This is a genomic window from Lentibacillus sp. L22 (assembly GCF_040812445.1).
Taxonomy (GTDB): domain Bacteria; phylum Bacillota; class Bacilli; order Bacillales; family Amphibacillaceae; genus Lentibacillus_C; species Lentibacillus_C daqui.
The window spans coordinates 1-10,181 of the sequence record NZ_JBFNXI010000070.1; the positions used below are offsets into that span (position 1 = coordinate 1).

Here is a 10,181-nt window from a genome sequence, read left to right on the forward strand (position 1 = left end):
ATTTTTTATTGCTTGGAACCTTTTTATTTACTATTTTTGGCTAGTTATGTCCCAGCCTCTTTTTGGCAGTAAAGAAAGTATATACATATTTCTTTCTGCATAAGTGCAACTAAGGCATTCGCCTAAAAGCTTGGCGAATGCCAAGTTTTCTAAAAACTTATTTAGTTATCGTTTCGGCAAGTTCCTTTTAGTTATTTTTTAAAAATCGCTTTAATATCATTACTGTCAAGAGCGGTTCGTTCCGCGATGTCATCCATGGGATATCCTTGCTCATGTAAGGCAAAAACTTTTTGAATTAAAAGTGGTTTTGCATTTTTGGTTTTGCAGGGGTTACATCATTCGATATATCGGTAAGAAGTTCTTCTTCCAACACTTTTATTTTTTTCTTTAATTGATATGTATCCTGCATCGATGAGATGGAAAGCTGTTCCACCTGACTTTCCAGGTCAGCAAATTTGTCATTCATAAAGAAAGTTAGAATAAACAATACCACTGCAACAGCAATTAGGGTAATTAATACATACATCATAAGCATTCCTACAATTATTCTCCGTCTATTGTTATAACATAGAAATGTCGACAGGAAAACTGTTATTTTTTAAAACAGCAGTTGATTGACGCCGAAAAATCTGCTATGATAGTAGGGTCGAAAAAAGGTTGTGTAGCAAGATTGAATGTTTGGAGGGAAAGAATATGCGTGTAAACATTACATTGGCTTGTACTGAAACTGGAGATCGTAATTATATCACTACAAAAAACAAGCGTACCAATCCTGAACGAATTGAGCTTATGAAATATTGTCCGAGACTAAAAAAACACACGTTACATCGTGAAACAAAATAAAGTAAAGTATAGTAATAACTCTTATCACGTGAAATGATAAGAGTTTTATTTTGGCTTTTAAATACGATATAATGTTGATAGAAGAGGGGGGTATTTGTGGATAAATCTCAGCTGCGTCAATCTATCACTGCATATTTACGCAAGCTTTCGGCAAATGAGAAGCAAAACATTGAAAGTAAACAAAGCGCGGAACTTAAAGAACTGGAATGCTGGAAACAGGCTAACACCATTGGAATCACGGTTTCTCAGGGATTAGAGTGGAATACCAGGCCAATCATTGAAGCTGCCTGGTGTGAGGGGAAAACGGTCTGTGTCCCGAAATGTTTGCCAAAAACCAAACAACTGGAATTTTATAAGTTTGATACATATGATCAATTAGAGAAAGTTTACTATAATTTACTGGAACCTAAACCTGAAGAAACAACGAAAGTAAGTAAAGAACAAATAGATTTATTAATTGTACCCGGCCTTTTGTTTGACAGACGTGGTTATCGAATTGGGTTTGGCGGCGGGTACTATGATCGGTTTTTAAAGGACTACCCGAATCAAACCATTTCGCTTGCCAGTGAGCGACAAATCATTAATCATTTACCTGTAGAGCCATTTGATCTGCCAGTTCAGATGATTTTGACAGAAAATGGATTGTTGAAAGAAGGAATATCATGAATTTCGAACGTTATTCCCGGCAGCTTTTATTTTCTCCAATTCAAAAGGCCGGCCAGCAAAAACTGGAGACCAGTACGGTACTAGTCGTCGGTGCTGGCGCGTTGGGGACGGTCATTAGTAATCATCTGGTTCGTGCTGGTGTTGGTACAGTACGCTTGGTTGATCGTGATTATGTCGAATTAAGCAATTTACAGCGGCAAATGTTGTTTGATGAAGAAGATGTTAAGGAAACTCTTCCAAAAGCCATCGCCGCAAAACAAAAACTGAGCAAAATAAATAGTGATGTCACCATTGAAGCGATCGTGGATAATGTAACAAACGAAAACATTTTCGCGCTTATGCATGGTGTGGATGTAGTCATGGATGGAACCGATAATTTCTCCACCCGAATGCTATTAAATGACAGTTGCTTTTATCAGGGGATCCCTTTTTCGTATGGTGGCGTTGTCGGTGCCAGGGGAATGACAGCATTATTTATTCCTGATAAAACCCCATGCCTGAGATGTTTAGCGAAAGAGGGGGCAGGAAGCGGCGAGACGTGTGATACGGTAGGGGTTATTGCTCCTGCTGTCGATATGATTGCCTCTATGGAGGTTATGGAAGTCTTGAAATATCTAACTGGTAATAGAAATGCTTTACGCTCAACATTAAAAACAATCGACTTTTGGTTTAATCAGTCATTTGATATGAAATTAACCAGTCCCGATCCAGGATGTTTAACCTGTCAAAAGAAAGCATATCCTGCATTAAGAAAACAGGCACAAGATGCGGAAACTGTACTATGCGGAAGGAACACGGTGCAAATACACAAGCAATCGGCCTGGGATCTGAAAAAGGTTGAGGGGCAGTTGCAAAAGATCATGAAAACGAAGCGCACACCTTTTTTGCTTAAGGCACAGTTGAATCACGAAGCCACTTTTGTCCTGTTTCCGGACGGTCGAGTGCTCGTCCAAGGAACAGAAGATACAATCAAAGCACGGACGTTATACGATCGGTATATCGGATCCTGATGCATAATTCGCACGCTTTAGGAACATAACTAATATTAAGAACTAAAAATAGAAAAGGGTGTTCCTATGCGAATCTTGGTTATTTTTGCCGTGTTTGCAACGGTATTAACAGTCCTTTATAAATGGCGATATAAATTATTAAACATGGTTTTGGCCTTTGCGTTGTTGCGTAAGATAAGTGTTGTTATCTCCATGAACATGCCAACGATTAAGGACAAGATTTTACCAAAATTATTCAATAAACAGGTGGAGCAGCAAGCTTAAGCAAAACGCTCAATTTTTAAGAGGCTGGGTACCAGCTTCTTTTTTTAATAGAAATTATACATTTGCTACGTAAATGCCCCACAATTTTGTTATCATATCTTTAAGGTGGTGACGAAATGGATGTGGATGAACAATATACGATGTATAAATTAGCGTATAATTTGGTAGCTAATGATCATTTTGACGTGTTGCATATTAATAAAAACCAAGAGGAAATTTGGCTGGAGCGGAATGTTAATAAACAATCCCAGATTATTCGCTTGCTGCATCATGGATTTGATTGGAAAAATCATTTAAAAAAAGACATTGCTATTGTATTTCAAAAAACGAAAGCCATGAAACGTTTATTACAAGGAAAATATGTACAAGTACATAATGTTTATATTTCCGCTTATTCACCAGTTGACACATGGGAAGAATTGAAGCGCCCGATGCAGTTGAATGAGAAAAACCCGGTTAAAATGAATGTCTATTATTTAGACGATGCGAATGAACAGGAAGAATTGCATCGGTTATTCGAAACAGTAGATCTAACAGCGTTTGAAACTAATCCTAAGCCATCGGATGATGAAAAAGAGTCAGAAATCAACTATTTTCAAAAGGGATTAGCTAATCATTTATATACGAAAAAGAAAGAAACAGAAACAGTGCTCTTTCATGGAAAACCTTTTTTTACGTATATCTTATTGGCGATCAATATCATCATGTTTTTTCTTCTGGAGATGAGCGGGGGGAGTACTTTAACCCAAAACTTGATCGATTTTGGGGCGAAATATAATCCCGCAATTCTAGATGGTGAATGGTGGCGGATTGCTACGTCCATGTTTTTGCATATTGGTTTATTGCACTTATTTATGAATATGCTGGCATTATATTATTTAGGTGCTGCTGTGGAACAAATGTATGGGGCGAGCCGTTTTATTTTTATTTATTTCCTTGCTGGTATTGGCGCGGGTATGGCGAGTTTTGCCACGTCAATACATATCTCAGCTGGAGCATCGGGTGCCATATTTGGCTTATTTGGTGCGTTGTTATTTTTTGGCTTAAATTATAAACAGATTTTTTTTCAGACCATGGGTAAAGGCATCCTGATCTTAATTGGGATCAATATTATTTTTGGCCTTTCTGTTCCGCAAATTGATAATAGCGCCCACATTGGCGGTTTAATCACTGGTTTTTTGGCTTCAGCTATCGTCGGTTTACCAAAAAAGCGAAACATTTTTATACAATCAGCTGGTTTCATTGTATATGTGATCGTCATTGCCGGATTAATTGTCTATGGTCTGAAACAGTATACCTAAGACAGGGGTGCACAGATATAAAATAGAAAAAGACATCTAACCAATGCAAATGTTGGATGTCTTTTTCATATTCATATAAACCTTAATTACCAATACGTTGAATTAACTTCTCTTTCTTTCCATCAAGTTGAAAGAGCACAAGTAAGTGGGTTCGGTCTTTGGCAACCAATACGAGCGGAATATAACTTGATTCAAGCTGACTTGTTCCGGATGTTGCAGGAATAATATAATTTTTATACAATCCTTCCCACAGTTTACCTATAATTTGATCTGTTTGCGCTTGTGACATCGCCGGCAAGCTACGCTCATTGTATAGATATAATGATGTCAATGGAATAGAATGATAATCTCCACTGGCGATTTGAAAATGCTGCATTAATTCATTCCAATGATAAATTAATTGCTGTTTTGTTGTGGTATCCAGCTTTTCTTTCCATTCCGCCGTAAATCTATTTTGGGGAGTGGAAAACGGTTCGATTGGTACGGTAGGGGAATTCGCTACATACAAAGCATCATGGGACATTTGCTGGATACTTTTGATTTCGTCTTCCGGATAATGAACTTCCCCGTAATGAAAAGATATTGCCTGGAAGTAACTACTATTTTCACAGGACAATTCTTTTTTTAAATATATTTTGTCTGTATTCTCCTGCCATTTACTGGCAACCCCTTTTAGCCGTCCGTTTGCAAATAATATAGAAGCATCCTGTCTTAAATAGACTTGTTTATTACTTTTTGATTGGCTTGTCCAGCTGATGTTGTATGGCTGCTGATCTTTTTCTGATGTAAGTGCGATTTTGGTCGATGCAGTAGTAAACGATGTATTGGTATCAATCGGAAAATAGGTGATGGTCTGAATGGATCGAGTATGCTCAAAGTAAATAAAGCTTGCTAATGTAATAAATAACAGAAATAATATCGAAAAAAGCCATTTATACAACATCATCACCCTTTGTAAACTTGTCTATTATAAGATGTATGATAAAAGGCAAGCTATTATGCGAGTTAAAGTTTGTTATACCTTAATGCTATTCTGTTTGGTATAATATAGGGTGGTGATTGGTTTGCAAACAGTTTATGATGTACAGCAGTTATTAAAGCGATTTGGAACAATTATTTACATAGGGGATCGGTCGGCGGAGCTATCGCTTATGGAATCGGAAATAAAGGAACTGTATCAATTACAGTGCATCCAAGCCGAGGAGTATACCAAAGCACTCGGCATATTAAGAAAAGAGCGCACAAAACTTCGCCGTAAAAGGAGTGATACGGGAGATGGAGAAAGTCATCATCGGAATTGATATTGGCGGAACAACGAGTAAACTTGGTATATTAAATCGACAGGGAACTATTTTATTAAAATGGGAGATTCCTACATCCAAAGCAGATAAAGGTGACATATTGGTTCGCGATATTTGGCAATCAATACAGAGCAAGTTAACATTGGAACAAAAGAATAATATTCTTGGTATCGGCGTAGGTGCCCCTGGCTTTATTGATGGAACGACTGGATTGGTATATGAAGCAGTTAATATCGGCTGGAAGAACTTTCAGTTGGCAGAGCAGTTTTCACAGCTGACCAAGCTGCCAGTTTTTGTCGAAAATGATGCCAATATTGCTGCTTTGGGAGAAAATTGGGTTGGAGCCGGAAACCAGGTGGAAAACCTTATCGCAATTACCTTGGGTACAGGGGTTGGCAGTGGTATTATTGCTGCTGGTACCATTCTGAACGGTGTTAACGGTACTGCCGGTGAAATTGGTCATATAACCATTGATTCAAACGGATATCCCTGTAATTGTGGGCGGCGAGGATGTTTGGAGACCGTTTGCTCGGCGACCGGGATTGTTCGCCAGGCGATGGCACTTGCCGAAGAGAAGCCGGATAGCAATCTTGCCAAGTTTATTGGAGAATCCGGCGCGCTTACAGCAAAGGATGTATTTGCTCTAGCAAAAAAAGGTGATACGCTTTGTCAGACAGTGGTTGAACATACAGGCGATACCCTGGGGAGGGCGATTGCTGATTTAGCAATAATCATCAATCCTTCCATCATTTTAATTGGTGGTGGCGTATCAAAAGCAGGTGATCAATTGTTGTCTGTCATTAAGGAGGCTTTTCACAAATATGCACTGCCACGGGTTAGTAATGTATGCGAGATCAAACTTGCCCAACTAGGAAACGATGCAGGAATTATTGGAGCAGCATATTTGGTTGAGCAGCATGCAGGACGGTGAAATATTTTTATATACCTGTTTTTCACAAGGACGTATAAAGACCAGGAAAAGCTGACGCAACAGCTTTTCCTGGTCTTTATAAACTGATGGATTATCCGGTAATTTCCCCAATGATTGTTGCAATGGAGAAAAAGCCAAATGCAATTGCAGCAAGGGCTGAAACAACCAAAGCAAACATGTTCTTGTATTTAAGCTGACGGACGACCGAAATGACAGCCAAAATAGCGACAATAAGCAAGATACTTGCCAGGACAATTCTCATTTCCATCTTTCCTCCTTCAATGGTTCCATGTTCATCTAGTTGATCTGGAAATCATGTTTATATTATTATGTATCTAAACAGTTCATCATATTTATTTTATAGTAATTCGTCATATTTGTCGAGACTTACAAAACAACAATTTTCACTTAAGGATGGGGGATGTAATAATATGAAGTTGAAAAAAATGTCATTGGGACCACTGGGTACGAATTGTTATCTTATTTTTGACAAGGAGCGTGGATTAATCATTGACCCAGGCGGTGATGCAGACCAGGTCATTGCTTTTTTGAAAAAGGAAGGGATTAAGCCTGTGGCTATTTTATTGACACATGCTCATTTTGACCATATCGGCGCTGTTGATGAATTACGTAATCATTACGGGATCGATGTTTATTTGCATGATATGGAAGCTGACTGGTTAGAGGTAAGCGTCAAATAAATCCCACCTACTAATGCAGGTGGGATTCGATGTATACTTTATTTAGATTTCTTAGGAACGCGGCATTCCCGCGGGAGTGACGCTGACCACGGTAGGAGTTGAGCTAATTTCTCTTTATCTGTCGTATCCATATTAGGGAGTTCCTCAAACAAATAGCTGAGGTAGTTAAATGGATTTAACCCGTTTTCCTTGGCAGTTTCCACAATACTATAGATAATTGCACTGGATTTAGCCCCCTTTGCGGTGTTACTGAAAATCCAGTTTTTCCTTCCAATAACGAAGGGCTTGATGGATCGTTCTGCCCGATTGTTATCTATCTCCAAACGGCCATCCTTTAAAAATGCCTCTAAACGCTCCCATTGGTTACGACAATATTTAATAGCTTTGCCAAGTGCACTTTTTGGCAGCACCCGTGGTGTTTGTTCACGAAGCCACGCTGAAAAAGCATCCAGCACAGGCTGACTGCGTTCTATACGTTTTTCATAGCGTTCTTGTGGACTTACATCCTTTAAATCACGTTCAATATCAAAAAGCTTATTACAGAAAGCCAAGCCTTCCTTTGCTTTTACAGAAGTGGTGGCTGCAGACTCAGGCAGTGCTTTTAATGCTTCTGTAAAATTGCGGCGCGCATGTGCCCAGCACCCGACAAGTACGACATTAGGAAGTCCGTTATAGCCAGGATAACCGTCTACATGCAAGTAACCCTGGAAACCTTCCAAAAACCGGCGAGGGTGTTTGGCAGCTCGGGTCTGCTGATAATCATATAGAACGATTGGGATATCCTCCTGCCCAGAGCGGTATAGCCATATGTAGGAAGTGGATGTTGCGGGACGTTCCGGCTCAGATAAAACCTGAAGCGTCGTCTCGTCTGCGTGTAAAGCATCTAGTTCCAATAGCTGGGCACGCATCTCATCGTAGATCAGCTCAAGCCAGGTATTGGCGCCGTATACGATCCAATTGGCCAGTGTTTGGCGTGAGATGGATACTCCGAATCGTTCCAAATGTTTTTCCTGGCGATACAGGGGCATGCCTTCCACATATTTTTGTTCCATGGTATAGGCCATTGCCGATGGAGAAGCCAAACTTCCTGGAAATACAGGTTCCGGCATTTTTGCTGTCACAATAGGCGTTTTTATTTCGTTGTGTTCGCAATGACGGCAACTATAGACATAACGTACGTGTTCAACAACTTTTACTTGCGCCGGAATGACTTTTAATTCTTTACGCATCTCGGTGCTCATTTCATGCAGATCGCCACCGCAACACGAACAGACCTGTTCCTCATCAGACAAACGATATTCAATCGTTTCTGTAGGCAGGTTTTCAAGTTTTTGATCACGTTGACCTTTTTGTTTCTTGCGCTTATATGTAATCGTCTCGACAGTTGGTTCTTCAACAGTCGGATTAGCTGTATCTTCAGCCTCATTGAAAAGGGAAAGTTGATCCGAATCAGTCTTCTCACTGGAAGACCCAAATCTGCGCTGTTGGCTTAGGCGAAATTGCTCTTCATACCATTTCAATTTGGCCTCCAACGCTTCCTTTTCCATTTCGAGCTTTTCGTTTTGCGCCTTGTAATATTCGATTGTGTCTTTTGATGTATGCGCTGTATTTTTCATAAATCTAGTATACGAGAAAGAACCCGACTTGCCTAGTCAAATTCCCGTATTTGTATATTTCACTTTATTATAGAATGGTGCGCGCTGTTACTTCCTGGTGTGCCTGTCTTTGTTCAATGGGCAAGCCATCCAACAGCCAACGCAATTGGCGCGGACTAATATTCATTGGTGTGGAATCCTTTTCTGATGGCCAATGGAAGGTCCCTCTTTCCAGCCTGCGATAATGCAACCAAAACCCATTGTGATCCCATTGTAAAATCTTTAGCTTATCTCGTTTTCGATTACAGAAAACGAACAAGCAAGAGGAAAAGGGATCCAGATCAAAACACTCTTTCACAATAACCGCCAGGCCATCAATAGATTTGCGCAAATCAGTACTTCCACGAGCCAAATAAACACGATCAAATGAATGATTGGTCAGCATTGGTTTTGGAGCACATGCACAACATCGGATAATAGACTCATATTGGCTCCCGGCCGTACTTCAACGGAGATAGCTCCAAAATGTAATAAAATGGGGCTATGTCCCGTAGAAGGTAAAGCTTCTTCATCCACTTGAACGGAGAGCCACTGTGTATCGCCAGGAGTTTCCATGAAATTGTCATCGCGCTCAAATCGCTGCACCCAATAGTACATTTGATGAACGCTAACTTCTTGATTCCGACACCATTCAGCGATACTTTGTCCGCTTTCTTTCCAAGTATCGTAACGTGCTTTCCATTCTATTCTTTTGTCTTTCTGGGTCATCGCATAACCTCCCGAATTGATTTCTAAGAAGATTATCGCATGGATGACCGTTGTTTCCTACGTGTGTTTTATTTGACGCTTACGGTTAGAGAACCCACAGTTAAATGGCTCTTCATCATTTATAGGACAGGAAATTAAAACAAAAGGGGCGGAGCAATCGCTGAAACCAGGGGAATTGATGATCTCTGGATTTCGGTTTCAAGTACTGCATACACCTGGTCATTCCCCTGGAAGTGTCAGCTTTGTATTTTATGATGAAAAAATCGTATTCGGCGGCGATGCCTTGTTTCAACAAGGAATTGGACGAACAGACCTCCCCGGCGGTAATTACCAGCAGTTAATTAATTCAATTCAGGAAAGACTCTATTCGTTGGATGATACGTTTACTGTCTATCCCGGCCATGGTCCAAAGACAACAATCGGCGAAGAAAAACGCCTTAATCCATTTGTTCAAGCATAGATAAATAGGAAAAATAAAGAACCCTTCTTAGTTAAGAAGGGTTCTTAGGGGGATGTGCTCTGCTCTTTGTTGGTTAGGGATAAAAGTTAAGCTACTATTCATAGTATATAGGCAGATAAATAACATGTCAACAGGTTTTTGAAAAAAAGTAAAAAACCCCGCAAAAATTTCGAGGCCATTGAAAAAGTCCAAAAGATATGATTTCTAATTTATGATGGGAATCGTATCTTTTTTTAGCTACAATAGAGCTATCAATTAAAGGTGGATGGCTTTTATGAGATGACGTAAAATAGTTTGTGTAAAATATTTGAGACGAAAAAAAGAGGTAGGGTATCCTCAAA

15 protein-coding genes are annotated in these 10,181 nt (G+C 39.7%); 9 read left to right on the plus strand and 6 right to left on the minus strand.

All coding sequences use genetic code 11. The features are described from left to right. Window positions 1-295: 295 nt before the first annotated feature. A complete protein-coding gene (locus ABRT01_RS17540; protein WP_367748978.1) occupies window positions 296-526 on the minus strand; it encodes a hypothetical protein in 231 nt (76 codons plus the stop codon). A 167-nt stretch (window positions 527-693) separates the two neighbouring features. On the opposite strand from ABRT01_RS17540, the gene rpmG reads away from it, so the two are divergent. The 5 genes from rpmG to ABRT01_RS17565 all read left to right on the plus strand — a co-directional run bounded on the left by rpmG (window position 694) and on the right by ABRT01_RS17565 (window position 4,084). Continuing rightward, window positions 694-843, plus strand: a complete 150-nt coding sequence (gene rpmG, locus ABRT01_RS17545; protein WP_026681152.1) for a 50S ribosomal protein L33 — start codon at window positions 694-696, stop codon at window positions 841-843. 96 nt (window positions 844-939) lie between these two features. Next, window positions 940-1,509 carry a 5-formyltetrahydrofolate cyclo-ligase gene (locus ABRT01_RS17550; protein WP_367748982.1) on the plus strand — a complete coding sequence of 190 codons (570 nt, stop codon included), beginning with the start codon at window positions 940-942 and terminating at the stop codon, window positions 1,507-1,509. After that, a complete protein-coding gene (locus tag ABRT01_RS17555) occupies window positions 1,506-2,519 on the plus strand; it encodes a ThiF family adenylyltransferase (RefSeq protein WP_269412192.1) in 1,014 nt (337 codons plus the stop codon). Before ABRT01_RS17550 ends, ABRT01_RS17555 begins: the two co-directional genes overlap by 4 nt. Before the next feature lie 66 nt (window positions 2,520-2,585). Continuing rightward, window positions 2,586-2,783 (plus strand): hypothetical protein, encoded by a 198-nt coding sequence (locus ABRT01_RS17560; RefSeq protein ID WP_269412193.1) that lies wholly within the window; start codon window positions 2,586-2,588, stop codon window positions 2,781-2,783. A 116-nt stretch (window positions 2,784-2,899) separates the two neighbouring features. After that, on the plus strand, window positions 2,900-4,084 hold the full coding sequence (locus ABRT01_RS17565) for a rhomboid family intramembrane serine protease (protein ID WP_269412194.1): 1,185 nt from the start codon (window positions 2,900-2,902) through the stop codon (window positions 4,082-4,084). A gap of 82 nt (window positions 4,085-4,166) precedes the next feature. On the opposite strand, the gene ABRT01_RS17570 is transcribed toward ABRT01_RS17565, so the two are convergent. Next, window positions 4,167-5,024, minus strand: coding sequence for a hypothetical protein (locus tag ABRT01_RS17570; RefSeq protein ID WP_367748987.1), 858 nt, complete (start codon window positions 5,022-5,024; stop codon window positions 4,167-4,169). Window positions 5,025-5,148: 124 nt separating this feature from the next. Here ABRT01_RS17570 and ABRT01_RS17575 point away from each other — a divergent pair, with 124 nt between their 5' ends. Together ABRT01_RS17575 and ABRT01_RS17580 are read left to right on the plus strand one after the other, a co-directional pair. Beyond that, the gene (locus ABRT01_RS17575) at window positions 5,149-5,385 is read left to right on the plus strand and encodes a YqgQ family protein (protein ID WP_269412196.1); all 237 of its coding nucleotides are present in this window, start codon (window positions 5,149-5,151) and stop codon (window positions 5,383-5,385) included. Next, window positions 5,360-6,316 (plus strand): ROK family glucokinase, encoded by a 957-nt coding sequence (locus ABRT01_RS17580; RefSeq protein ID WP_367748990.1) that lies wholly within the window; start codon window positions 5,360-5,362, stop codon window positions 6,314-6,316. Before ABRT01_RS17575 ends, ABRT01_RS17580 begins: the two co-directional genes overlap by 26 nt. A 91-nt stretch (window positions 6,317-6,407) precedes the next feature. On the opposite strand, the gene ABRT01_RS17585 is transcribed toward ABRT01_RS17580, so the two are convergent. Further along, the gene (locus ABRT01_RS17585; RefSeq protein WP_367748993.1) at window positions 6,408-6,584 is read right to left on the minus strand and encodes a DUF2759 family protein; all 177 of its coding nucleotides are present in this window, start codon (window positions 6,582-6,584) and stop codon (window positions 6,408-6,410) included. Between the two features lie 163 nt (window positions 6,585-6,747). On the opposite strand from ABRT01_RS17585, the gene ABRT01_RS17590 reads away from it, so the two are divergent. Continuing rightward, entirely contained in the window at window positions 6,748-7,017 is a 270-nt protein-coding gene (locus ABRT01_RS17590) for an MBL fold metallo-hydrolase (RefSeq protein WP_367748996.1), read from the plus strand. A gap of 38 nt (window positions 7,018-7,055) precedes the next feature. Here ABRT01_RS17590 and tnpC read toward each other — a convergent pair whose 3' ends face one another. From tnpC to tnpA, 3 genes are all read right to left on the minus strand, one after another. After that, entirely contained in the window at window positions 7,056-8,633 is a 1,578-nt protein-coding gene (tnpC, locus tag ABRT01_RS17595; protein WP_483308161.1) for an IS66 family transposase, read from the minus strand. 67 nt (window positions 8,634-8,700) lie between these two features. Then, a complete protein-coding gene (tnpB, locus tag ABRT01_RS17600; RefSeq protein WP_367748998.1) occupies window positions 8,701-9,057 on the minus strand; it encodes an IS66 family insertion sequence element accessory protein TnpB in 357 nt (118 codons plus the stop codon). Further along, a complete protein-coding gene (tnpA, locus tag ABRT01_RS17605) occupies window positions 9,051-9,380 on the minus strand; it encodes an IS66 family insertion sequence element accessory protein TnpA (RefSeq protein WP_367749001.1) in 330 nt (109 codons plus the stop codon). The genes tnpB and tnpA overlap by 7 nt, the downstream gene beginning before the upstream one ends. A 178-nt stretch (window positions 9,381-9,558) precedes the next feature. On the opposite strand from tnpA, the gene ABRT01_RS17610 reads away from it, so the two are divergent. Next, a complete protein-coding gene (locus ABRT01_RS17610; RefSeq protein ID WP_367749003.1) occupies window positions 9,559-9,840 on the plus strand; it encodes an MBL fold metallo-hydrolase in 282 nt (93 codons plus the stop codon). The last annotated feature ends 341 nt before the right edge of the window (window positions 9,841-10,181 follow it).